General features: G+C 65.4%; 23 protein-coding genes. 21 read left to right on the plus strand and 2 right to left on the minus strand.

What is annotated here, in order from left to right; genetic code table 11:
* Window positions 1-205: 205 nt before the first annotated feature.
* The gene (locus C3B78_RS07405; protein ID WP_199775353.1) at window positions 206-559 is read left to right on the plus strand and encodes an Rv2175c family DNA-binding protein; all 354 of its coding nucleotides are present in this window, start codon (window positions 206-208) and stop codon (window positions 557-559) included.
* A 67-nt stretch (window positions 560-626) separates the two neighbouring features.
* Here C3B78_RS07405 and C3B78_RS07410 read toward each other — a convergent pair whose 3' ends face one another.
* Together C3B78_RS07410 and C3B78_RS07415 are read right to left on the minus strand one after the other, a co-directional pair.
* Complete coding sequence (locus tag C3B78_RS07410; protein ID WP_104997495.1) at window positions 627-1,721, minus strand: polyprenyl synthetase family protein; 1,095 nt, start codon at window positions 1,719-1,721, stop codon at window positions 627-629.
* Window positions 1,718-2,239, minus strand: coding sequence for a hypothetical protein (locus tag C3B78_RS07415; RefSeq protein ID WP_104997496.1), 522 nt, complete (start codon window positions 2,237-2,239; stop codon window positions 1,718-1,720). Before C3B78_RS07415 ends, C3B78_RS07410 begins: the two co-directional genes overlap by 4 nt.
* Before the next feature lie 141 nt (window positions 2,240-2,380).
* On the opposite strand from C3B78_RS07415, the gene dinB reads away from it, so the two are divergent.
* The 20 genes from dinB to C3B78_RS07515 all read left to right on the plus strand — a co-directional run bounded on the left by dinB (window position 2,381) and on the right by C3B78_RS07515 (window position 24,146).
* Window positions 2,381-3,541, plus strand: coding sequence for a DNA polymerase IV (dinB, locus tag C3B78_RS07420; RefSeq protein WP_442778269.1), 1,161 nt, complete (start codon window positions 2,381-2,383; stop codon window positions 3,539-3,541).
* A gap of 275 nt (window positions 3,542-3,816) precedes the next feature.
* Window positions 3,817-4,194, plus strand: a complete 378-nt coding sequence (locus tag C3B78_RS07425; protein ID WP_104997498.1) for a DUF3040 domain-containing protein — start codon at window positions 3,817-3,819, stop codon at window positions 4,192-4,194.
* 381 nt (window positions 4,195-4,575) lie between these two features.
* Complete coding sequence (gene mraZ, locus C3B78_RS07430) at window positions 4,576-5,004, plus strand: division/cell wall cluster transcriptional repressor MraZ (RefSeq protein ID WP_009358613.1); 429 nt, start codon at window positions 4,576-4,578, stop codon at window positions 5,002-5,004.
* A gap of 165 nt (window positions 5,005-5,169) precedes the next feature.
* Window positions 5,170-6,162: a 16S rRNA (cytosine(1402)-N(4))-methyltransferase RsmH gene (gene rsmH, locus C3B78_RS07435; RefSeq protein ID WP_104997499.1), complete on the plus strand. Its 993-nt coding sequence runs from the start codon at window positions 5,170-5,172 to the stop codon at window positions 6,160-6,162.
* Window positions 6,159-6,872, plus strand: coding sequence for a hypothetical protein (locus C3B78_RS07440; protein WP_104997500.1), 714 nt, complete (start codon window positions 6,159-6,161; stop codon window positions 6,870-6,872). Before rsmH ends, C3B78_RS07440 begins: the two co-directional genes overlap by 4 nt.
* A 48-nt stretch (window positions 6,873-6,920) precedes the next feature.
* On the plus strand, window positions 6,921-8,717 hold the full coding sequence (locus tag C3B78_RS07445) for a peptidoglycan D,D-transpeptidase FtsI family protein (protein ID WP_104997501.1): 1,797 nt from the start codon (window positions 6,921-6,923) through the stop codon (window positions 8,715-8,717).
* A 66-nt stretch (window positions 8,718-8,783) separates the two neighbouring features.
* Window positions 8,784-10,460 carry a UDP-N-acetylmuramoyl-L-alanyl-D-glutamate--2,6-diaminopimelate ligase gene (locus tag C3B78_RS07450; RefSeq protein ID WP_104997502.1) on the plus strand — a complete coding sequence of 559 codons (1,677 nt, stop codon included), beginning with the start codon at window positions 8,784-8,786 and terminating at the stop codon, window positions 10,458-10,460.
* 6 nt (window positions 10,461-10,466) lie between these two features.
* A complete protein-coding gene (locus C3B78_RS07455) occupies window positions 10,467-11,933 on the plus strand; it encodes a UDP-N-acetylmuramoyl-tripeptide--D-alanyl-D-alanine ligase (RefSeq protein ID WP_104997503.1) in 1,467 nt (488 codons plus the stop codon).
* Window positions 11,930-13,039 carry a phospho-N-acetylmuramoyl-pentapeptide-transferase gene (gene mraY, locus C3B78_RS07460; RefSeq protein ID WP_104997504.1) on the plus strand — a complete coding sequence of 370 codons (1,110 nt, stop codon included), beginning with the start codon at window positions 11,930-11,932 and terminating at the stop codon, window positions 13,037-13,039. The genes C3B78_RS07455 and mraY overlap by 4 nt, the downstream gene beginning before the upstream one ends.
* A complete protein-coding gene (gene murD, locus C3B78_RS07465) occupies window positions 13,021-14,595 on the plus strand; it encodes a UDP-N-acetylmuramoyl-L-alanine--D-glutamate ligase (RefSeq protein ID WP_199775354.1) in 1,575 nt (524 codons plus the stop codon). Before mraY ends, murD begins: the two co-directional genes overlap by 19 nt.
* A 2-nt stretch (window positions 14,596-14,597) precedes the next feature.
* Complete coding sequence (gene ftsW / locus C3B78_RS07470) at window positions 14,598-15,938, plus strand: putative lipid II flippase FtsW (protein ID WP_104997506.1); 1,341 nt, start codon at window positions 14,598-14,600, stop codon at window positions 15,936-15,938.
* A gap of 6 nt (window positions 15,939-15,944) precedes the next feature.
* Window positions 15,945-17,045 carry an undecaprenyldiphospho-muramoylpentapeptide beta-N-acetylglucosaminyltransferase gene (murG, locus tag C3B78_RS07475; RefSeq protein ID WP_104997507.1) on the plus strand — a complete coding sequence of 367 codons (1,101 nt, stop codon included), beginning with the start codon at window positions 15,945-15,947 and terminating at the stop codon, window positions 17,043-17,045.
* The gene (gene murC, locus C3B78_RS07480; RefSeq protein WP_104997508.1) at window positions 17,042-18,418 is read left to right on the plus strand and encodes a UDP-N-acetylmuramate--L-alanine ligase; all 1,377 of its coding nucleotides are present in this window, start codon (window positions 17,042-17,044) and stop codon (window positions 18,416-18,418) included. Before murG ends, murC begins: the two co-directional genes overlap by 4 nt.
* Window positions 18,411-19,364: a cell division protein FtsQ/DivIB gene (locus C3B78_RS07485; protein ID WP_104997509.1), complete on the plus strand. Its 954-nt coding sequence runs from the start codon at window positions 18,411-18,413 to the stop codon at window positions 19,362-19,364. The genes murC and C3B78_RS07485 overlap by 8 nt, the downstream gene beginning before the upstream one ends.
* A 183-nt stretch (window positions 19,365-19,547) precedes the next feature.
* Entirely contained in the window at window positions 19,548-20,786 is a 1,239-nt protein-coding gene (gene ftsZ / locus C3B78_RS07490; RefSeq protein WP_104997510.1) for a cell division protein FtsZ, read from the plus strand.
* A gap of 8 nt (window positions 20,787-20,794) precedes the next feature.
* Window positions 20,795-21,484, plus strand: a complete 690-nt coding sequence (locus tag C3B78_RS07495; RefSeq protein ID WP_104997511.1) for a polyphenol oxidase family protein — start codon at window positions 20,795-20,797, stop codon at window positions 21,482-21,484.
* Entirely contained in the window at window positions 21,477-22,247 is a 771-nt protein-coding gene (locus tag C3B78_RS07500; protein ID WP_104997512.1) for a YggS family pyridoxal phosphate-dependent enzyme, read from the plus strand. The genes C3B78_RS07495 and C3B78_RS07500 overlap by 8 nt, the downstream gene beginning before the upstream one ends.
* 90 nt (window positions 22,248-22,337) lie before the next feature.
* Entirely contained in the window at window positions 22,338-22,868 is a 531-nt protein-coding gene (locus C3B78_RS07505; RefSeq protein WP_104997513.1) for a cell division protein SepF, read from the plus strand.
* 120 nt (window positions 22,869-22,988) lie between these two features.
* Window positions 22,989-23,276 (plus strand): YggT family protein, encoded by a 288-nt coding sequence (locus tag C3B78_RS07510; RefSeq protein ID WP_104997514.1) that lies wholly within the window; start codon window positions 22,989-22,991, stop codon window positions 23,274-23,276.
* A gap of 177 nt (window positions 23,277-23,453) precedes the next feature.
* The gene (locus C3B78_RS07515) at window positions 23,454-24,146 is read left to right on the plus strand and encodes a DivIVA domain-containing protein (protein WP_104997515.1); all 693 of its coding nucleotides are present in this window, start codon (window positions 23,454-23,456) and stop codon (window positions 24,144-24,146) included.
* Window positions 24,147-24,228: the final 82 nt, after the last annotated feature.

A 24,228-nucleotide genomic window follows, 5' to 3' on the forward strand; every position in this document is an offset into this window, starting at 1 on the left:
GTGCCGCTGTCATTTCTCGATACTACTGTTACTGCTGTTAATTTTGTTACGTATGTGATCAATGAGAATCTCTCACGGATTTGGAAATAGCACAAGAATTCCGGGAATGGCCGCAAGGAAGAATTCCGGGTGTGTCTGCAGGTCAGGAGCGCCCTATGGAGGCATCGACTAGGCGGCAGGGTGCACAGCGTGGCAACCTTGATCCGTGAGTAATGTAGAAGAGCTTGTGGGCGAATGGTTGCCCCTACCCGACGTCGCCCGTTTATTGGATGTTTCCATCACCAGGGTTCACAGCCTGCTTGATGAACATGCCCTTGCGGCATTGCGTGTCGGGGAACGGAGAATCCGGTCCGTGCCCGCTGGGTTTATTCAGGACGGGCAGGTTGTAGACAGCCTCAAGGGGACGATTGTTGTCCTGGCTGACGCCGGGTATTCAGATGAGGATCTGATTGTTTGGCTTTTCACCCCGGATGAATCGCTGCGGGGACGCCCCATCGACGCCCTGCGCGAGGGACGCAAAACGGAAATCAGGCGACGGGCCCAGACCCTCGCCTGGTAAACCGCCGGCCGGGGATGTTCGGCAACACAAACAGCCCGCCATCCCCGGCTAACAAAACCTGTTTGGGTCAGGAGGCGCGGCTGACTGTCGCTTCAGCCAGCCTCCGCAAGGCGGTTTTCGGCAGTTCGTCCAGGGGAAGCGACTCAAGGGCATCGAACGCGGCCGCCCCGAATTCATGGATGAGGACTTCGCTGGCCGCCAGCGCACCGGAGTCCTCAATAATGCGCCGAAGTTCAAGGATGTCCTCTTCGGAGAGGTCCGGGCTGCCAAGCCTGGCGTCGATGAACGCCGACTCGGCTGCCGATGCCTGGTCCAGGGCCAGGGCAACCAGCACGGTGCGCTTTCCTTCCCGCAAATCGTCCCCGGCAGGCTTGCCGGTTGTCAGCGGATCGCCGAAGACACCCAGCACGTCGTCGCGGAGCTGGAACGCTTCGCCCAAGGGCAATGCAAAAGCGGAGTAGCCGCGGAGCAACTCATCCGAGGCTCCCGCCAATGCTCCACCCAGGGCGAGGGGATGCTCGGTGGAGTATTTTGCAGACTTGAACCGGATGATTGACTGGGCGCGGGTCACGGCCCCCGCCCGGTCCCTTACCGGACCGGCGACTTCCTCCAGGATGTCCAGGTATTGGCCGGCCATCACCTCAGCCCGCATGAGGTTGAAAATCAGCCTGGCTTTGGTCCCGGCGGCCGCCCGCTCTCCAATGTCGGTGAACGCCTCCTCGCTGAAGGAGAGGCACAGGTCACCTGTGAGGATGGCCGCCGCGTGTCCGAACCGTTCGCTGTCCAGTGCCCACCCCCGCGACCCGTGCAGTTCGCTGAACCGGCGGTGGACGCTTGGGCCGCCCCGCCTGGTATCCGACCGGTCGATGATGTCGTCGTGGATCAGGGCCGCCGCCTGGAACAATTCCAGTGCGGCGCCCGCGGTCACCACCTGTTGCGCGGCGGGCTGTCCGCCTGCGCCCCGCCAGCCCCAGTAGCACATCAGCGCCCGCAGGCGCTTGCCGCCCGTGACCAGGTTGGAGATGGAACCCATGAGGGGTTCGATGTCCGGAGAGATGCCGGACATAATGGCCTGCCGCGAGGTGAGGAACAGCGTCAGCTCGCCGGCAACCGCCGCAACGAAGTCGGCCTGTTCATTCCTCAGCTGTTCCGCTGCCGTCACTTGGCGGACTCAGCTGCCACGTTGGCGCCGATGGTGAAAGTGGCAACGCCCGAAGCTTCAACTACCGAGAGGTTGACGGTTTCGTTGTCCCCGCGGACAAAATCCTTGGACGCCACCGCTCCCACGGCTTCGCCCGGAACTGCCTTGAAGCCTTGTCCTTCAAGGGCCTTGGTGTAAAAATCCACCACCGCGGCGGTGGGGGCGGCGATGCTTCCCACCAGGGCGGCAGTGGCGGGGGCTGTTTCCTTGTCGAAACTGCTCGATACCACCTTGGCTCCCGGCATAAGGGGAAGAAGCTGCTGCGGGAAGCCCTCCACCACCGCCCCAACGGTTGCCGAGGTATTGGGCGACGCGGAGGGGCTGGGGGAAGCTGTGATAGTTGATCCGGCAGCTGCCGGCGTGGATACGGAGGGGTCCGGGGCTGCTGACGGAGTCGGGCTGCAGGCTGAGAGCAGCAAGGCTGCGCCGGCAGCGAATACTGCCAACCCTGCTGGCTTAAGGTTTCCAAAGACCGTCACAGGGACATTCCTCCTGGTGTTGATGCCGGATTCAGCCTCCAGTTTAGTCAGTACAAAACGGATAGGATTGCAGCCGTGGGGCCCGAAGGTACGAACCAGCAGCCCGGGGCGCGCCTTCCGGGACGCAGGCGCAAGTGCATCATGCACGTGGACATGGATGCCTTCTTTGTCTCGGTGGAGCTCCGGACCCGACCTGAACTCATGGGCCGGCCCGTCATCGTCGGGTTCCCCGCGGACCGCTCCGTGGTCCTCTCAGCCTCTTACGAAGCCAGGGCATTCGGGGTGAAGTCAGCCATGCCGATGGCCGTGGCCGCCCGGATGTGTCCCAATGCGGTCATCATCGAGCCGCGCCACAAGCTGTACTACGAAGTGTCCGCCCGGCTGATGGGCATCTTCGAGTCCATTACCGAGCTCGTTGAACCCCTCAGCGTCGACGAGGCGTTCCTCGACGTCACCGGCGCCATCAGGCGCCTGGGTGCGCCGAGGGGAATTGGGGAAATGATCCGCCGGCAGGTTGCCTCCGAGCTGGGCATCACGGCGTCGGTGGGGATAGCGGAATCCAAATTCGTGGCGAAAATTGCCTCTACCCGCTGTAAACCGGACGGACTGCTCATGATCGCACCCGACGAGACAGTGCCGTATCTTCATAGCCTGCCGGTCGGGGCCCTGTGGGGAGTAGGTGCCAAGACGGCGGAGGTGCTCGCAAGGATGGGCATCAGGACCGTTGCGGACGTGGCCGCAACGCCGGTCTCTTCGTTGAAGAAGATGCTGGGCGCCACGGGGGAGCATGTCCACCAGCTTTCCTGGGGCATAGACCCCCGACCCGTCGTCCCGGTACGGCTGGAGAAGAGCATCGGGGCGGAAGAAACGTTTGCCGTTGACACGGCCGACGACGCCTTGCTCCACCGGGAACTGCTGCGCCTCTCCCACCGGACGGCCGCGCGCCTGAGGAGTTCAGGCATGGTGGCCCGGACCATCGCCCTCAAGCTCCGGTTCGCGGACTTCTCCACCATCACGCGCAGCAAGACGGTGCAGACTCCCGTGGACAGCGCCCAGCTGATCTACGCAGTGGCCTTGCAGCTGCTCGAGTCGGTGGGGGACAGGGCAATGACCGTTCGGCTCGTGGGGGTGCGCGCCGAACAGCTCGAAGACGCCGCCCGGACCTCGCTTCAGCTCAGCATCGACCGGCGGGACGACAACTGGCGGGCAGCTGAGCAGGCGCTCGATGAAGTGGCGCGCAAATTCGGCAGCAAGTCTGTCCTTCCCGCCCGCCTGATGGAGCCCGGAAACACCCCGGAATAGCGGCTGGCTGAAGCCTTGGCAGGGCCGCCGCCAAACTCTTTTCCGTCTTTCAGATCAGCCCTCAACAAACTATCCTTAGATATACATAGTTTTCGAGTGACTGGACTTACTGCCGGACCCTCTTGGACATGCTCCCGCTCCTGCGAAGGCATGCCGGGTTCCCGATTTCCGCTTTTTGCCGGCGGAGCGGGAACCTCTTAGGCATAACAGCCGTTAAGGGTGCAGAAGTAGTGGCTGGGATCAGCCCGGACGTTGGCCTACAAAAGGAGGTCGTGATGCCGCTGTCGGAGCACGAACAGAAGCTGCTTGAGCAGCTGGAGAAGCAGCTTCACGAGGACGACCCGAAGTTCGCGAATTCCATGGGTTCAGACCCCGGGCGTTCATGGTCCACGAGGCACGTGGTGATTGGCGTCCTCTGCGCCCTGGCTGGCGTTTTCCTGCTACTCGTGGGTGTCACTCTCCAAAACATCTTCGTTGGAGTCCTGGGCTTTGTGGTGATGGGCGGCGGTGTCTATTTCGCCACCATGCGGAGCAGTTCGGCCGCATCAAAGCCGGGATCCAAGGCCGGCGGCCGAAAGCCGGGGAAGTCCAGGAGTTCCTTTATGAGCAGCCTCGAGGAACGGTGGGATGAAAGGCGCAGGGGGGAACCCTAAACGCCCTCCCGCCGAACTACTCCCGGCACCTCCACTTTGCTCCCCATTGAGGGGGCATCCGAAAAGACCCGCACTTTGCGGGTCTTTTCGCATTTAAATGGGGCCGAATTGAAAAACGCCGTGGTTGCGCCGCATGCCGCGCCACCGCCGGCAGTTCACCAGCGGTTCATGCCGGGGCCAGGCATCCCGGGTGGAAAAGTCCTCCACTTTCCACCACCGGCTGGAATCCCTGCAATTCCGGTGTTCCTTTCCCATAAATAACCTGCAGTAGGGCCGCGTTCGCGTTGACTGTGGTGGAAAGTGGAGTAATGTGGAGGACATAAGAGGGTGGTTGCAACATAGGGGATGTGCAGTTCCTGACAGCGGACAGGCGGTGGGCCAGTGTTTCTGGGCACTCACTCGCCGCGTCTGGATGAAAAGGGACGGATTATCCTCCCCGCAAAGTTCCGGGAGGAACTTGCCAGCGGGCTGGTGCTCACGAGGGGCCAGGAACGTTGCATCTACGTCTTCAGCGAGAAGGAATTTGCGCGGGTCCACGAGCAAATGCGGGAGGCGCCAATCTCCTCGAAGCAGGCACGTGACTATATCCGCGTCTTTCTCTCTGGAGCCTCTGACGAGGTACCTGACAAGCAGGGGCGCGTTACCATTCCACCCGCGCTCCGGGAATACGCAGGCCTCGGCCGGGAACTCGCCGTGATAGGCGCCGGATCCCGGGCCGAGATCTGGGATGCCCAGGCTTGGAATGAGTACCTCGCGGAGAAGGAAACAGCCTTCTCCGAAACTGATGACCCCATTCCGGGCATTCTCTGACCGGAACAGGACTGCAGGCAGCTTCTTGGATGAGATCTCCAGCCGCCCATCGGCCGGCCATCCTGGCTCACTTCCCCGGAGCCAGGCTGGCGGACGATAGGCGCGGATGGGGATCTGGTCCCAGAAGCACCACAAGGTGACACCGACGGCGAGAAAGGACGAGGCATGAACGAACACCCCAAGCCAACGTCCGAACGCCATGTGCCGGTCCTGCGGGACCGGTGCATCAATTTGTTGGCACCTGGATTCGAGGCGGCCAGGCTCCGCGGCGAAACACCGGTGGCCGTGGACGCGACCCTGGGCATGGGCGGCCACTCCGAGGCCATGCTGCAGCGCTTTCCGGACCTGCACCTCATCGGCATAGACCGGGACGAGGAAGCGCTCGCCCTCGCCGGCGAGAGGCTGGCCCCCTTCGCCGCGCGCACGGACCTGGTGCACGCCGTATACGACGAGATAGCGGAGGTCCTGGCGGACCTGGGCGTTCCCGAGGTGCACGGAATTTTGATGGATCTTGGGGTCTCATCCCTCCAATTGGATGAACGCGAACGCGGTTTCGCCTACTCCTTCGACGCCCCGCTGGACATGCGGATGGACACCAGCCGTGGCCAGACCGCGGCAGACGTGGTGAACAACTACAGCGAAGAGGAACTCGTCAGGATCATCCGGAAGTGGGGCGAGGAGAAGTTCGCCGGCCGGATCGCCAACAGGATTGTCACCTCCCGTGCCACCAGGCCCTTCACCACCACCGGTGAACTCGTGGAGCAGATCCGGGCAGTAGTTCCGGCAGCGGCGGCCAAGTCCGGCGGGCACCCCGCCAAGCGCACTTTCCAGGCGCTGCGGATCGAAGTCAACGAAGAACTCGATGTCCTTGAACGCGCCGTGCCTGCCGCCGTCGAGGCCCTGGCACTGGGCGGACGGATCGTGGTCATGTCCTACCACTCCCTCGAGGACAAGATCGTCAAGAGCGTCCTGCAGGCACGTTCCAAATCCTCGGCTCCGCTCGGGTTCCCGGTGGAGCTGGAAGAGCACAAGGCCGAACTTAAGACACTGACCAAAGGCACCGAAGTGCCCACCGCCGTCGAGATCGCCGAAAACCCGCGCGCTGCATCAGCAAGGCTGCGCGCGGCGGAACGAATCAGAGCCAGGAGAGCTGCATGAGCACCGCCGCCGCCAAGAACTTTCCCGCCGCGTCCGGCACTTGGGCGGCCGGCAGGATCCTTCCGGCACAGACCTCCGGGGATGGCCGGAAGGGCCGGACTCCGCTGTCAGTGGTGCGTACCGTACCCCGCAAGCGCCGCGCCCCCTTCGTGGTGCTGTGCTTCGCCTTGCTTGCCGTGGCGCTGGTGGCCGTGCTGGTGTTGAACATCTCCGTGTCCACCGCGCAATACCAGCTGGTAGAGCTGCGGGCCCGGCAGAGCACGCTGACCAAGCAGAACCAGGACCTCACCCAGCAGGTGCAGAACTTCGAAGCTCCCCAGAACCTGGCGGCTAAAGCTTCTGAGCTCGGCATGGTGGCCTCCACGGTCAAGGGCCAGATCGACCTGTCCACCCTGTCCGTTACAGGCAAGGCAACACCGGCAGTTAAGGGCAGCTCCGGAGGGGCCGTTATTCCTGCACCAGCCGTGGCCGGGCAGCTGATCGTGGTACCGCCGGCAACCAAGGGCGAACCGCTGGCGAACCGTAAACCGGCAGCCCCGGCAGCCCAAGGTTCTTCAGCAGCAGATGCTGCGGGATCCAACGCAGCGACCCCCGCTGCGGCCACGCCGGCTGGTCCACCTGCCGGGGTTCCCGCACCGGCGGCTGCTGCAGCGGTGGAGCTCCACGGCGGATCCGTCCCCGCACCCGAGCAGAAGGTGCCCGGGCAGTAATACGGCAGGTCTGACAGGCAGCAGGGTCGAGCAGCAAGGAATTTCACGGTGGCGCAGAGGTCCGGCAAGGCAGTCAATGGCAAGGTGCCCAACGCCACCAAGCGCCTGCGCCTGGGGCTGGGCATCATGCTGACACTCCTGTTGGTGGTGGGCGGCAAACTCTTCCTCGTCCAGGGACTCGATGTAGGGGGCATGGCGGAGGCCGCCCTCAACAGCCGGATGAAGCAGACCGTGCTCCCGGCAGAACGGGGCAGCATCCTGGACTCCCGGGGCACGGTGCTGGCCAACAGCGTGATCCGCTACAACGTGGTGGTGGACCAGAGGGTCAACACTAAAACCGAGACTTTCAAGCGCCTGGACGACGCCAAGGAGAAGCTGGTTGACGTCAGCCGGGAACAGGGGCTGACGGAACTGGCGGCCGCCCTTGGCATGGAGAAGGACGCCATCCGCGAGGCCGTCACCGGGCAGCAGCCGTATTACATCGTGGCCAAGGACGTAAAGCCTGACGTCGAGGACCGCATCTCGCAGCTCCAGATCCCCGGCATCGTGACCGAAGGCGTCAGCAAGCGCGTCTATCCCAACGGCTCGGTTGCCGGCGGGATCATCGGCTTCCTGCAGGACGGTGCCAGCGGCCAGGCCGGCATCGAACAGACCCAGGACGAAATCCTGAAGGGCTCGGACGGCAAACGGCTCTTCGAGATCGGTGCGGACGGCCTGCGCATCCCCGTGGGGGTTGACGAACTGACGCCCCCGCAGGACGGAAAAGACGTCAAGCTCACCCTCAACTCGGACCTCCAGTACTTCGCCCAGCAGGCGATCCAGAGCCAGTCGGACAAACTGGGCGCGGAGTGGGGCGTCATCATCGTGATGGACGTCAAGACAGGCAACCTCGTTGCCATGGCAGACACCAATTCGCCGGACCCGAATGACCCTGGCCGGGTGGCGGCCAGGGACCGCGGCGTACGTGCCGTCACGGCCGCCTACGAGCCCGGTTCGGTGGAGAAGATGATGACGGCGGCGGCACTCATCGAAGAAGGCAAAGCCAAGCCGCTCGACACGTTCACCCTCGGACCCACTTACACCGTGGACGGGCAGACCTTCAGCGACTCCTTTGCCCATGGAACCGAGGAACGGACCCTGGCCGGCATCCTGGGCTATTCGATGAACACCGGCACCGTCATGGCCGGACAGCGCCTGAGCAAGGAACAGCGCTACGACTGGCTGAAGAGGTTCGGAGTTGGCGAAGCCCCGGATATCGGCCTGCCGGCCACCGCCTCCGGCATCCTGACACCCTGGGAACAGTGGGACGGCCGGCAGGAATATACGGTCCTGTTCGGGCAGGGTGTTTCCCAGTCCACGCTGCAGACAGTCCGCGCGTTCCAGTCCATCGCGAACGATGGCGTGATGCTCCAGCCCCGCCTGATCGACTCCTATGTCTCCGCTGACGGAACAGAGGAAAAGGTTCCGGCCGCGGAACCCCGGCGGATCGTCTCCGAGGACACGGCGCGGCAGGTCCAGGACATCCTCGAAAGCGCAGTCACCGAGGGCCAGATCAAGGACGCGGCCATCGACGGATACCGGGTGGGAGCCAAGACAGGCACCTCCGAATCTCCCTGCGACGACGGCAAGTCCGGGTTCTGCGGCTACACGGCCTCAATGGTGGGCATGGCACCCATGGATGATCCGCGGTTTATTGTGGAGGTGGTACTCCAGCGGCCCAAGGGCAGCATCTACGGGATTACCAACGGGCCGGTCTTCCGGTCGGTCATGAGCCAGGCATTGCGGACCTACAACGTCCAGCCATCCACGGGCGAACCGGCCAGACTGCCCCAGTTCGCCAAGTAACACCCCGGCAGCGCTGCTACGGTTCATCCATGCCGGGCACGGTCCACTAGCACCATCGGAGATCCCTTGTCAGAGTTCAACCCGTCCCACGACCATGCAGCCCCGCAGGGACATGCGCAGGACGAACAAGCCCCGCAGGGACCTGCATCGCCGGGACACGGCCAGCCCCGTTTCCGGCCGTCCGCCGTTGAAGCCGTCCGGCTGGACAGCATCGGTGAGGCGCTCGGCGTCGTCGTTCCGGGAGCCTCCGCCGACGTCACGGTGACCGGCATCTCCCTGAACTCCCGGACGGTGGAACCGGATGACCTGTACATCGCACTTCCGGGCGCTACCCGGCACGGCGCCGACTTCGCTGCCCAAGCCATTGCGGCGGGGGCGGCGGCCATTGTGACGGACGACGCCGGTGCCCGCCTCCTGGCCCTGTCCTCCGACACATCGGTTCCGGTGCTGGTGGTCGATGCCCCGCGGAACGTGGTGGGCCCGCTGTCCGCCATGATCTACCGTCGCAGCCAGGAAGGGGCAGCGCTGCAGCTTTTCGGCGTGACGGGAACGAACGGCAAGACCACCACCACCTACTTCATCACCTCGCTGCTGCGGTCCCTGGGCAAAAAGCCGGGCCTGATCGGGACCATCGAAATCCTGGCCGGCGGCGAACCGATTCCGAGCCTCCTGACCACGCCGGAGTCCCCCGAAGTCCACGGGCTGCTGGCACTGATGGGGGAGAACGGACTGGCCGCGGCCGCGATGGAAGTTTCCTCGCACGCCATCTCCTACCAGCGCGTGGACGGAGTGCAGTTCGACGTCGCAGGGTTCACCAACCTCACGCAGGACCACCTTGACCTGCACCACACCATGGAAGAATACTTCGCCACGAAGGCCGAGCTGTTCACCCCCGCCCGTGCGCGGAAGGCCGTGGTGACGGTCGACGACGAATGGGGACGCCGCCTCGCGGCCACCGCCCGGGTGCCCGTCACCACGCTGGCCACCGTGCCCGGGAACAGCGCCGACTGGACCGTCACGGAAGCAAAGCCCCGCGGGCTTGGCACCGAGTTCACCCTCAGCGGGCCAGGCCAGCGCGTCCTGAAGGTCCACACCGGGCTTCCCGGCAGCTTCAACGTGGCCAACGCAGCCCTGGCCGCGGTCATGGTCCTCACCGGCGGGGTTGACGCCGATACGCTGCAGGCGGCCCTGGATGCGGACGACCCCTTCACGGTGGCCGTGCCGGGACGCATGCAGCTGGTCTCCGAGCAGCCGGCCGCCGTGGTGGACTTCGCGCACAACACGGATGCGCTGGCCAGGGCGCTGGAAGCCGTCCGGTCGCCGGAACCGGACTCCCGGCTGATCGTGGTGTTCGGCGCCACAGGCCAGCGCGACCAGGGCAAACGGCCGGCCATGGGCGCGATTGCCGCCCGGCTTGCCGACACCGTGATCGTCACCGACGACGACCCCCACGACGAGGACGCCGCAGCCATCCGCGCCGACGTCCTCGCGGGGGCGCTGGAAGCCCAGGCGAGTGAATCCCTCCCTTGTGAAGTTCTGGAGGTTTTCCCGCGCGACAAGGCCATCCAACGTGCCGTGGAACTCGCCCGGCCGCAGGACAGCATCCTGGTTGCCGGCCGCGGCCATGAAGTATGGCAGGAAGTGAAGGGCGTCAACCTTGCACTCGATGACAGGGTGGAGCTGCGCAGCGCCTTGACAGCCAGGGGATTCAACGTTCTCCAAGACGACCGGATAGAGTCCTAGACCGAGATGATTGCATTTACCGCGGCGGAAATCGCCGACATCACTAAAGGGCGCCTGGACGCCGATCCCGGGATCACGCCTCTGTCGGTCGTCACCGATTCCCGCGAAGCCACGGCGGGGTCGCTCTACGTCGCAAAACCCGGCGAGTATGCCGACGGGCACAGCTTCGTTGAAGCCGCCTTCGCCGCCGGCGCCACCCTGGCGCTTGTGGAGCGCACAGTGGCAGCCCCGGACGGTTCCCCGTACCCGTCCGTGGTGGTTCCCGACGCCGTGCTCGCGATGGGTGCGCTGGCCGCGGAAGCCGTCCGGAGGATCCGGGCCGCCCGCGCGGAAGCCAACGAGGAACTGACGGTCATCGGCATCACCGGGTCTGCCGGGAAAACCACCACCAAGGACCTGCTCGCCGGCATACTTTCCCGGCATGGCGCGACCGTGGCGCCGCGGGGGTCCTACAACGGTGAAATCGGTGTACCGCTGACCGTTTTCACCGCCGGAACAGATACCCGCTACCTCGTGATCGAGATGGGCGCCACCGGCATCGGCCACATCAAGTACCTGGCCGAGATGGTCAGGCCCGACATCGGCGTGGTGCTCGGCGTGGGGACCGCCCACGCCGGCGAATTCGGGGGAGTGGAGAACATCGCCCGCGCCAAGGGCGAACTCGTGGAAGGACTGGCAGCCTCCGGCACAGCCATCATCAACCTCGACGACGACAGGGTGGCGGACATGCGCGCACGAACCTCCGCGTCCGTCGTCGGCTTCTCCGCCGAAGGCCGGCCCGGCGCCGCCGTGCAGGCGCTCACTGCGGACACCAACGCGGAGGGCCACCCGGAATTCGATCTCCTCCTTCCCGGCGCGGAAACGACCCACCACGTCAGCAGCCGCCTGATTGGTGCCCACCATGTCAGCAATCTGCTGGCAGCGGCCGCAGCCGCGTGGGCGGCAGGAATTCCCGGCAAGGAAATCGCCGCGGCCCTCAGCGGCCAAACGGCAGCCAGCCGGTGGCGAATGGAGCGCACCGAGCGGGAGGACGGCGTCACCATCATCAACGACGCCTACAACGCCAACCCGGAGTCGATGCGCGCGGCCTTGCGCACACTCGCGGACCTCGGCCAGGGAAGGCGCACCTGGGCAGTCCTGGGCGCCATGCTCGAACTCGGCGAGGACTCCATCCGCGAGCACACGGCCGTGGGCACCCAGGTGGTGCGCCTCAATATCTCCCGGCTGGTGGTGGTGGGCCGGGAAGCCCGGGCCCTGTACGTATCCGCCGTCCAGGAGGGCTCCTGGGGAGACGAATGCGTCTTCGCCGAGACCGCTGACGACGCCTACGAGCTGCTGTCCGCGGAACTCGAACCCGGCGACCTGGTGCTGTTCAAGTCCTCCAACAGCGTGGGACTGCGCCATTTGGGCGATCGGATAGCATTACCCCCACAAACCCCGCAGCCCGCCGATGAAAGGAGCACACTGCTGTGATTGCACTTTTGATCGGCGCCGGACTGGCCCTGCTCTGCGCCCTGGTGGGCACGCCGTTGTTCATCCGGCTCCTGGTCCGCCGCGGCTACGGCCAGTTCATCCGCGACGACGGCCCAACCTCCCACCACACCAAACGCGGAACACCCACCATGGGCGGGACCGTGGTGGTGGCAGCGGTCCTTTTGAGTTACGGCCTGACGCACCTCATCATGCTCATGATGAACCCGGATTCCCCTGGCCCGTCCGCCTCCGCCCTGATCCTGCTGTTCCTTATGGTGGGTATGGGGCTTGTCGGATTCCTGGATGACTTCATCAAGATTTCGCGCCAGCGCAGCCTGGGGCTCAACGCCAAGGCGAAGCTGATCCTGCAGGCAGCAGTGGGCGTCATTTTCGCTGTGCTGGCCCTCAACTTTCCCGATGAGGACGGCCTCGCGCCGGCCTCCACCAAGATTTCCCTGGTCCGGGACCTGCCCTGGCTGGACCTCGCCTTCGGCGGAACCGTGCTGGGTGCCATCCTCTTCGTCATCTGGTCCAACCTGATCGTCACTGCGGCGACCAACGGGGTAAACCTCACGGACGGCCTTGACGGGCTGGCTGCCGGGGCCTCGGTCATGGTTTTCGGCGCCTATACGCTGATGGGCATTTGGCAGAACAACCAGGCCTGCGGCTCGCCCCGGGAAGCCGGCAGCGGGTGCTACCAGGTCCGGGACCCCCTGGACCTGGCCCTGCTGGCCGCCATCATGAGCGCCGCGCTGGTGGGATTCCTGTGGTGGAACACCTCTCCGGCCAAGATCTTCATGGGAGACACCGGCTCCCTCGCCATCGGCGGTGCGATCGCAGGTTTTGCCATCCTTTCCAGGACCGAGCTGTTGCTGGGCATCATCGGCGGACTGTTCGTCCTGATCACCCTTTCGGTGATCATCCAGGTGGGTTACTTCAAAGCCACCGGCGGTAAACGCGTCTTCAAGATGGCACCGCTGCAGCACCACTTCGAACTACAGGGGTGGGCTGAGGTGACCGTGGTGGTCCGGTTCTGGATCCTTGGTGGACTCTTCGTCGCCGTGGGCCTGGGAATTTTCTACGCTGAATGGGTTGTGCTGCTGTGACCGTTTCCCCACGCCTCCAGGAGCTCGTGAGCTGGGATTCCGACTGGGCCGGGCTGCGGGTCGCAGTCACCGGCATCGGGGTGTCAGGGTTCGCCGCCGCTGACACCCTGATCGAACTCGGTGCCCGAGTGGTGGTGGTTGACGCCGCCACCAGCGACACGGCTAAAGCCCACGCCGAAACCTTGAAGATCGTCGGCGCCGCCGACGTCCTGCTCGGCGCTGATGCGGTGCTGCGCCTGCCAAAGATCGACGGCAAACTTCCGGAGCTGATCGTGACGTCACCTGGCTGGCGTCCGGACCAGGCCTTGCTGGCCGCTGCTGCACGGGCCCACATCCCGGTATGGGGCGACGTTGAACTCGCCTGGCGGGTGCGCGAGCGGGAAGGCCGCAAGACAGCGGACTGGCTGGCCATCACCGGAACCAACGGAAAGACAACCACGGTAGGCCTCACCGAATCCATGCTGCGCGCCGCCGGGCTGAAAGCCATCGCCGTGGGCAACGTGGGCACGCCAATCCTGGATGCCATCCGGGACCCCGTTGAATACGACGTTTTCGCGGTCGAACTCTCCAGTTTCCAGCTGCACTGGTCCGAATCCCTCTCGCCGGTGGCCAGCGTGTGCCTCAACGTTGCCGAGGACCACGTCGACTGGCACGGCTCCTACGATTCCTACCTTGCGGACAAGGCCAAGGTCTACGAACGCACCCAAAAGGCCTGCCTCTACAACGCTGAGCAGATCGAAACGGAACGCATGGTGGAAAACGCCGACGTGGTGGAAGGGTGCCGGGCTGTCGGCTTCACTACCCTTACCCCCGCCATCAGCATGCTGGGCGTGGTGGAAGGCCTGCTGGTGGACCGGGCGTTCATCGAAGAACGAAAGGACAGCGCCGCGGAACTGGCCTCGATCGCGGACCTTGGAGCCATTGCGCCCCGGCACATGGTGGCCAACGCCCTGGCGGCCGCGGGCTTGGTACGCGCCTACGGCGTGGAGGCCAAGGCCGTCCGGCAGGGAATCCAGGACTATGTGCCCGGCAACCACCGCATCCAGCCCGTGGCCCGCCACAACGGAGTCCTGTGGATCAACGACTCCAAGGCCACGAACCCGCATGCGGCAGCCGCTTCGCTCGCCTCATTCAGCAACGTCATCTGGATCGCGGGAGGTCTCTCCAAGGGTGTCACCTACGACGACCTTGTGCGGGAGCACGCGCACCGGCTCAAGGCGGTGGTCCTGATCGGAACAGACACTTCCGAGCTGGCCGGCGCCCTCTCGCGACACGCGCCCGATGTCCCGGTGATCCAGCCGGCATCGGGTGACACTGAACAGGTGCAGACTGCTGCAACAGACGGCATCCAGGCCGGTTCCCCCCTGGCCGGGAAACCGGTGATGGCCAGGGCGGTTGCGTCAGCAGCCCAGCTGGCCGGCTCCGGCGATACTGTGCTGATGGCTCCGGCAGCTGCTTCCATGGATCAGTTCTCTTCCTACGCTCACCGTGGTGACACTTTCATCGAAGCTGTCCGCGAGCTGGTGGAAGGGCAGGCCCAGACCGGCGAGGAGTAACAATGGTCAGCACGCCAACACGCCCGCCTGCCCGGCAGCAGGCCGGCAAGCCGCGGCCCGGCTCCTCGGCAACTCCCGCCAGCAGGCCCGCCACTGCCGTTACCCGGCTGCGGGCCGGCTACCGGAAGTTCTGGTCGGCTCTGGAAGGAACCGGAACTTCCCGCAACGGCTCCACCTACTACCTCATCCTGGGATCCACCCTCGCCCTGACGGCGATCGGCATCATGATGGTGCTCTCCGCGTCCAGCGTCGAGTCGATCGCCGCCGGAAAATCGCCGTACGGGGACGCCCTGAAGCAGGGCATGTTCGCCGGGATCGGCATCTTCACCATGTTCGTGCTCTCCCGGGTCAACGTTGTGTGGCTTCGGCGGCTGGCGTGGCCCGCAATCATCGCGGCCCTGGTCCTCCTGGGACTGGTGCAGCTTGTGGGTGCGGAGGTCAACGGCAACAAGAACTGGATCGACCTCGGCGGCATTACCTTCCAGCCGTCCGAAGCGTCCAAGCTGGCCCTCGCGCTCTGGATGGCTACCGTTTTGGCCAGGAAGGGAAAGCTCCTCCGCCTCTGGCAGCACGTCGCCGTCCCTGCCGTCCCGATGGCCATCATCATCGTTGTGCTGGTCCTGGTGGGCAATGACCTTGGGACGGCCATGATCATCATGATGATTACGGCGGCCGCCCTCTTCTTTGCCGGGGCACCCCTGTATCTCTTCGGTATCGCAGGCCTGGTGGCCGCTGCCGGAACGGCCGTCATGGCTGTGACCAGTTCAAACCGCATGTGCCGGATTACTTCGTGGTGGACCGGGGAGTCCTGCGCCGACGGCATCGACGCCAACTACCAGGCCACCAACGGGCTCTACGGGCTGGCGTCGGGAGGCTGGTTCGGCGTTGGGCTGGGGCAGAGCCGGCAAAAGTACAGCTGGATCCCCGAAGCCCATAACGACTTCATCTTTGCCATCATCGGCGAGGAACTCGGCCTGGTGGGGACCGTCGTCGTCCTCATCCTCTTCGCCATCCTGGGCGCAGCGATCTACCGTGTGGTGGTGGCGCAGGCGGACATGTTCCACCGGGTGCTGGCCGGCACCATCATGGTGTGGCTGCTGGGCCAGGCCACGGTCAACATGTCCGTGGTGACCGGCCTCATGCCCGTCATCGGCGTGCCGCTGCCGTTCATTTCCTACGGGGGCTCGGCGCTGCTGATGTCGCTCTGCGCCATCGGGGTGGTGCTTTCCCTGGCAAGGGAGCAGATGGCCCCGTCCATCCGGCCCAAGCGGATGCTCAAGTTCAAGGCCAAGCCGGCGCGGCAAGACGCGGCCCGGAAGAAGACTGCAAGAAAGCGTGCCTAGCCCTCCATGACCTCCAAAACCCCTTCCATTGTCCTGGCAGGCGGCGGCACCGCCGGGCACATCAGCCCGCTGCTGGCCATTGCCGCTGCCCTCCGGAGCGCGTCCCCCGGAGCTGCCATCCTCGCCGTCGGCACGCCGTCCGGGATGGAAACCAGGCTCGTCCCCGCTGCAGGCGTGGAGCTGGCCACCATCGACAGGGTTCCGTTCCCACGGAAACCTTCAGCCGACATGGTGCGGCTTCCCGGCCGGCTCGCCGGTGCCGTGCGCCAGGCCGGGGCCATCCTGGACAGTGCGGCCGCGGACGTCCTGGTGGGCGTCGGCGGCTACGTGTGCACGCCCATGTACCTCGCTGCCCGGAAACGCCGCATCCCCATTGTCATCCACGAGGCAAATGCCCGTCCGGGCCTCGCAAACCGGGTGGGTGCCATGATGACCCACCGGGTCGCCGTCGCCTTCTCCAACACCCCGCTGCGGCATGCAACCCACGTGGGAATGCCGATGCGTTCCGAGATTTCCGGGCTGGACAGGGCCGCCGCGCGAACCGCCGCCCGGGAGTCCCTGGGCCTGGACCCGGTACAGCCGGCGCTGATCGTCACCGGCGGATCTTCCGGGGCCCAGAGCATCAACAGGACCATCGCCGCCGCCGTGGACCGCCTTGCCGGCGCGGGCATCCAGACCCTGCACATCACCGGGCGCGGCAAGACCGTCCTTGACGCCGCCGGCAGGCCCCTTGCGGCAGACGGCTACCGGCAGGTGGAATACATCGACGGCATGGAGCTTGCCTATGCTGCGGCGGACGTGCTGCTGGCCCGCTCCGGTGCGGCCACGGTATGCGAGGTAGCCGCCGTCGGGGTACCTTCAGTCCTGGTGCCGCTGCCCATTGGCAACGGTGAGCAGGCCCTCAACGCCGCCGGACTGGTGGCTGCCGGCGGCGCGCTCCTGGTCAACGACCGGGACTTCACGGCCGAATGGGTGGACCAGGAACTGGTGCCGCTCGTCACGGACCGGCCACGGCTTGCCGCAATGTCAGCCAGTTCCTACCGGCTTGGCATCCGGAACGCCGATCAGCGGATGGCTGATCTCATCCTGGAAGCGGTGGCAGCATGAACCACGCCAAAATCCCTACTCTGGAATCGCTGGGCAGGGTCCACTTCGTGGGCATCGGGGGCGTCGGCATGTCAGCCGTGGCCAGGATCATGGTGGCCCGCGGCGTTCCGGTCAGCGGCTCCGACGCCAAGGACCTGCCGGTGATGGCCGACCTCGCGGCAGCCGGTGCGCGCATTGCCGTGGGATATGCCGCCGCAAACCTCGGAGACGCCCAGACGGTTGTGGCGGGCTCGGCCATCCGCCCGGACAACCCCGAGATCCTTGCCGCCCGGGACGCGGGCCTGCCGGTCCTCCACCGCTCCCAGGCGCTGGCCTCCACCATGGGCGATGACACGGTGGTCACCGTGGCGGGAACCCACGGCAAGTCCACCACCACCTCCATGGTCACCGTCCTGCTGCAGGGCGCGGGCCTGGACCCCTCGTTCGCCATCGGCGCCAACGTTCCGGCGCTCGGCGTCAACGCCGCCCACGGAAGCTCCGGGATCTTCGTGGCGGAGGCAGACGAGTCCGATGGATCCTTCCTCAACTACCGGCCGCGGATTGCCGTCGTCACCAACGTGGAGCCGGACCACCTGGACCACTACGGCACGGCTGAGGCCGTGTACGAATCCTTTGACCGGTTCACCGCGCTGCTGCCCGCCGACGGGGTGCTGGTCGCCTGCGCGGACGACGCCGGCGCGCTGGCCCTCGCCGAAAGGACCAGGCAGCGGGGCACCACCCGCGTGGTGCTTTACGGAACCAAAGAGGGCGCGGACCTCGTGCTGCACGACGGCGGTCCCGGCGACACAGCCGTCTCCACACCGTCGGGCCGCTACCCGCTTGACCTGCAGGTGCCAGGGCGGCACAACGCGCTGAACGCGGCGGCCGCTTTCGCCGTCGCCCTTGAACTGGGAGTTGACCCCGGCGTGTCGGCCGCCGCCCTTGCGCACTTTTCCGGTGCGTCCCGGCGCTTTGAGCTCAAGGGCGAGGCGAGGGGAGTGCGGGTTTTCGACGACTACGCCCACCATCCGACGGAAGTCCGCGCTGCCCTCGCCGCAGCCCGCTCCGTTGCAGGGGACCACAAGGTGCACGTCCTCTTCCAGCCGCACCTGTTTTCCCGCACCCGGGAGTTCGCGCAGGAGTTCGCCGATGCCCTCAACCTTGCCGACACCGCTTTGGTCCTGGACATTTATCCCGCCCGTGAGGATCCCATCCCGGGTGTCACCAGCCAACTCATAGCCGACCACCTGGATGAAGGCGGCAGGCTGGTGGCGGCCGGGGACGCCGTCGCACTCCTTGCGGCCGCCGCGGCGGACGGGGACATCGTGTTGACTGCGGGCGCCGGCGATGTCACCGCGTATGGGCCGCAGATCGTCGAGGCCCTGCGTGGCTAGCACCCGCCGGCCCACCTACACATCCACGGGCCGGTCCGGCGGAGGCGGCGGCGGCGAAGGCGACGTCATTTCGGCGTCCCGGAGTGTTCCCGAGCCTGCTCCCGAAGAACTGCAGAAGCCGAAGAAGCCCCGGCAACCCGGAAAAGCCGGCACCCGCGGTTTCGGCCGCGGCAAGCGCAACGGGAACAAGGCGGAGGTCCAGGCATCGTCCGATGCAGCAGGGGCGAACGTGGTGGCTTTCCCCGAACCGAAAGGGAAGCGGCGGAAGCGGAATATCCTGACGACTGCGGGCATCCTCGTTGCGATTGTGGCGGGGCTGCTGGCGGCGGCCTTTTTTTCCCCCGTGCTGGCCGTCCACACCATTTCGGTGTCCGGCACGCGACTGCTGACGCCGGCCCAGGTGCAGGCCGCGCTTGAGCCGTTGCAGGGGAAGCCCCTACCGCAGGTAACCGACGAAGAGGTAGCGCGGCTGCTGGAACCGCTGGTCCAGGTCAAGTCTGTCTCCGCTCAGGCGAGGCCGCCGTCCGGCCTCGCTGTTGCCGTGCGGGAAAGGGTACCGGTGGCCCTGGTCAAGCAGGGGGAGCAGTACCAGCTGGTGGACGTCGACGGCGTACAGCTGGCTGCCACGGCAGATCCTGCCTCGGTGTCGCTGCCTGTGATCGACGGCGGCGCGGGCACGATCGGCCAGGATCTCTTCCGCGCCACGGCCGCAGTCCTTGGCGCCTTGCCGGCAGACGTGCTCGCGAAGCTGTCCAACGCTTCCGCCCAATCGGTGGACGCGGTGGAACTCAAGCTCGTGGACGGCCAGACCATCATCTGGGGCAACGCGGGCGAAAAGGAGCTGAAGGCCAAAGTACTGGCCGCACTCCTGAAGGTTCCGGCCGACCCCAAGAATCCGGTCAGGGTCTACGACGTGAGCGTTCCCCGGCACCCGGTGACCCGTTAACGCTTTATTTTCCGGTATTAATCCGACACGCGGAGCCGGTTATTGAATGTGGCAACCAGAGGAAATACCGTCACAGACATGAGTTACTTGACATAACTATAACCTTCAACTCGAAGGTTAAGGTTTCAGGCTTCAAGCTCTCCATCAGTTTTCGCAATAAGACACGAACAAGGGACACGTAACGTGGCAGCTCCGCAGAATTACTTGGCCGTCATCAAAGTCGTCGGCATCGGCGGCGGTGGCGTGAACGCAGTCAACCGCATGATCGAGGTCGGCCTCCGAGGTGTTGAATTCATCGCCATCAATACCGACGCCCAGGCCCTGCTCATGAGCGACGCGGACGTGAAGCTCGACGTCGGACGCGAGCTGACCCGCGGGCTGGGAGCAGGCGCCAACCCTGAGGTGGGCAAGCAGGCGGCCGAGGACCACGCGGACGAGATCGAGGAAGTCCTCCGCGGTGCCGACATGGTCTTCGTGACGGCAGGCGAAGGCGGCGGCACCGGTACCGGCGGCGCTCCCGTTGTTGCCCGCATCGCCCGCTCCCTTGGCGCTCTGACCATTGGCGTGGTCACGCGCCCCTTCACGTTCGAAGGCCGCCGCCGTGCAGGTTCCGCCGAAGCCGGCATCGACGCCCTGCGCGATGAAGTGGACACCCTGATCGTCATCCCCAACGATCGGCTCCTGTCCATCAGCGACCGCAACGTTTCCGTCCTGGACGCCTTCCGCTCGGCCGACCAGGTGCTGCTCTCCGGTGTCCAGGGGATCACGGACCTCATCACCACCCCGGGCCTGATCAACCTCGACTTCGCGGACGTCAAGTCCGTTATGCAGGGCGCGGGCTCCGCGCTCATGGGCATCGGCTCCGCGCGCGGCGAAGACCGTGCTGTCAAGGCTGCCGAACTCGCCATCGCGTCCCCGCTGTTGGAGGCCTCGATCGACGGTGCCCACGGCGTCCTGCTGTCCATCCAGGGCGGTTCCGACCTCGGCCTGTTCGAGATCAACGAGGCCGCGCGGCTGGTGCAGGAAGTTGCCCACCCAGAGGCAAACATCATTTTCGGTGCCGTGATCGACGACGCCCTGGGTGACGAGGCCCGGGTGACGGTCATCGCTGCCGGCTTCGACGACGTCAAGGCCACCTCGCCCTCCATGGACCAGTCCCAGCCCCAGGTGGCGCCCCAGCGGCCAGCCGCTCCGGCTGCTGCTCCCGCCCCGTCCCAGGCCCCGTCCGCCGGCAGCCACCAGTCGCACGTCCAGCCTGTCCACGCAGGGGTAGGTGCAGCAGGCCTCAGTAACTGGGGGCAGCAGCGCCCGTCCTCCGTTCCGGCTGACTCCGGCTTCGACGTGGATCTTCCCTCCGTGGTGGAACCTGACCTGACCGGCAGCCACTCGGATGACCTGGATGTCCCCGACTTCCTGAAGTAGGCCGCGGCTTGTTCCATTGGCGCGCCGAGATCCTGCCCGGGGTGTCGGCGGCATTCACTGACACCGGTGCCGGAAACCTCGCACTGCACGTGGGTGACGACCCCCTGGCAGTGCGGCGGCGCCGTGAACGGCTGGAGGCTGCCACGGGCATCGGGCCTGATGGCCTGCGGTTCATGGACCAGGTGCACGGAACGGCCGTTGCCGTGATGGAACGCGCCAGCGTGGCTCCACAAGCCGACGCCATGGTTTCGCGCGGGCTGCCGCTCGCCGTGATGGTGGCCGACTGCATTCCTGTCCTGCTTGCCGGCGAGTCGGCCCACGGTCCCGTCCTGGCCGCCGTGCATGCAGGGCGGCCAGGCGTGGCCAATGGCGTCATCCCCTCGGCCGTGGACAGCATGAAGTCCTTGGGCGCTTCGGCCATCAAGGCCTGGCTTGGGCCGTCCATCTGCGGCAGCTGCTACGAGGTTCCGTCGGCACTTCGGGATGAGGTTGCCGCCCTGGTGCCCGCGACGCGATCCACCACATCCTGGGGCACGCCGGCACTGGACCTTCCGGCCGGCGCCCGGAGCCAGCTGGAGCGTGCCGGGGTTGACGTGGAATACGCGGGGCCGTGCACCTTCGAGACCGACTCCCTCTATTCATACCGCCGCGACAGGAACACAGGGCGTTTCGCCGGCTTGGTCTGGTGCCATGGGTGAGCCTTCGGCATACGACGGCGATGCGGGCCGCCGGGATCCGCTCACCGGGGATCCACGCACCGCAGAGCTGGCCGGCCGGCTGGAAGGTGTTCGAGCCCGCATCGGTGCGGCCGCCGCGGCGGCCGGACGTGGGGACCGGCTGCCCACACTGATAGTGGTCACCAAGTTCCATCCGGCGGAGGACATCCGGCGGCTCGCGTCCCTGGGCGTCACTGACGTCGGTGAAAACCGCGACCAGGAGGCTGCCGGGAAAGCCGAAGTCCTGGCCGACTGCGGGCTCATCTGGCATTTTGTGGGACAGCTGCAGACCAAGAAAGCCAAATCAGTGGTCCGCTATGCCGCCGCGGTCCATTCCGTGGACCGGCCCCAGCTCGTGGATGCCCTGGCCAAGGCCGTGCGAATCCAGCAGGACAACACGGGCCGGGCACCCCTGGACTGCTTCATCCAGGTCAGCCTGGAGGACGACGCCGGTGCCCACCGGGGCGGCGCCGCCCCGTCCGACCTGCCGCTGCTGGCCGACCGGATAGCGGCAGGGGAGGGCCTCCGCCTGGCAGGCGTGATGGCCGTGGCCCCGCTGGGTGCCCCGCCCGGGCCCGCCTTCGAGAAGCTCGCCGGGATCTCTGCCCGGCTGGTGGAACAACATCCCGGTGCCACTGCCATCTCCGCCGGCATGAGCCAGGACCTTGAAGCCGCCATAGCCTTCGGGGCGACACACCTGCGAATCGGCTCCGATATTCTCGGATCGCGTCCCCTAGTGGGGTAGCGTCGGTCCTATTGGAAGTGATGGGCGGGGGACTCCAGTGCTGTCAAGTCATTGGGCGGCCCGCATACGGGACACGATTAGGAGTCGACCATGGCCGGCGCTCTGCGCAAGACAATGATCTATCTTGGGCTCGCCGACGGCGATGAGCATTACGAGTCCGAGCACCAGTCAACACGTAAGGATGAGGACGAAACGATGGAAGCTGACCGCGAGGAGCGCCGTGCACCTGCACCCGTCCGCGAGGTCAGCCGCGAAGCGTCCTACACCCCCGAAGAGGAATACCGCGCCCCAGTGACTCCCATTAAGCGAGCGGCCTCCAGCCGCGAAGAAACCAGCGGACTTCGCCAGATCACCACGATCCATCCCCGCTCCTACAACGATGCCAAGCTCATCGGCGAAAGCTTCCGGGACGGCATTCCGGTGATCATGAACGTTACCGACATGGGCGAGGCCGATGCCAAGCGCCTGGTGGACTTCTCCGCCGGCCTGGTTTTTGGACTCCGCGGGAGCATCGAGCGGGTCACCAACAAGGTCTTCCTGCTGTCGCCGTCATACGTTGAAGTCATCGGCGATGACAAGAAAGCCAGCGAAACACAGGCAAGCTTTTTCAACCAAAGCTGAGCACCAGGCGGTGCGTGGATGCCAGACAGGGGCACCTGTCTGGCATCTGTGCTGAAATAGACGGGACACACCGGCAGCACGCCGCGGTGCACATAGGGACATGGAGATATGAGTTAAGTCATGGGAATCGTTTTCGGACTTGTCTATCTCGCGCTGCTTCTGTTCTTTGTTGCACTGATCATCCGGCTCGTCTTTGACTGGGTCCAGATGTTTGCGCGGGAGTGGCGTCCGCGGGGAGTAGCCCTGGTGGCGGCCCACGCCGTGTATTCAATCACCGATCCGCCCCTGAAAGTACTGCGCCGGCTGATACCGCCCCTGCGTTTGGGCGGCATCTCCCTGGACCTGGGTTTCCTGATCCTCTTCATCGCCGTCAGCATTGCGATGGGGATCACCAGGGGACTTGCCTGATTTACCCGAAATAGACCTAGCAGCGCAGGTGGACCCGCCCGGGAACAGCTACTGTGAAGCGAAGAAAACTCGTGTTTGACACCGCAGTGTTGAATTAGAGTAACCAGACCATATTTAGGTACCGTAGTTTTGACGGCCGGAAGGCCTACTGACTAACTAGACCAGTGAGGTGACCAGATGGCTTTGACGCCAGAAGACGTTGTCAACAAGCGCTTTCAGCCGACCAAGTTCCGCGAGGGCTACGACCAGGACGAAGTTGATGACTTCCTGGACGAGATCGTTGTTGAGCTCCGCCGCCTGAACCAGGAGAACGACGAACTTCGCAAGAAGCTCGCCGAAGCCGGATCCAGCGTTCCGGCCAGCTCGGCCGCTTCCCCCGTTGTGGAGAAGGTCCCCGCGCCCGTCAAGGCCGACAAGGATGAGGCACGCGAAAAGGCGGAAGCCGAAGCCAAGGCTGCCGAAGCAGCGAAGAAGAAGGACGTTCAGCCGTCCGCTCCTGCCGCCGCAGCCCCCGCAGCCTCCAACGCTGCCGCCGTCGCAACCCCTTCGGCTGAGTCCGCCGCCGGCCTCCTGGCCATGGCCCAGCAGATGCACGATCGGCACGTCGCCGAGGGCCAGGCCCAGAAGGACAAGATCATCGCCGAGGCGCAGATCGAAGCCAGCAGCCTGGTCAACGATGCACAGGAGAAGTCCCGCAAGATCCTTGGCGCCCTCGAGCAGCAGCGCTCCGTCCTGGAGCGCAAGGTTGAGCAGCTCCGCGGCTTCGAACGCGACTACCGTTCACGCCTGAAGGCCTACATCGAAGGCCAGCTTCGCGACCTGGACGCCCGCGGTTCCGTTGCTACGCCGGAAGTCAGCGAAGCCAACTAGTCCGTCAAGCACGTATTCTGAAAGCCGGTGGCTGAGGATTCCTCGGCCACCGGCTTTTGGCATTGACACCGGTCTTACGAAT

The sequence above is a fragment of the Arthrobacter sp. PGP41 genome (genome assembly GCF_002953935.1).
Lineage (GTDB): Bacteria > Actinomycetota > Actinomycetes > Actinomycetales > Micrococcaceae > Arthrobacter.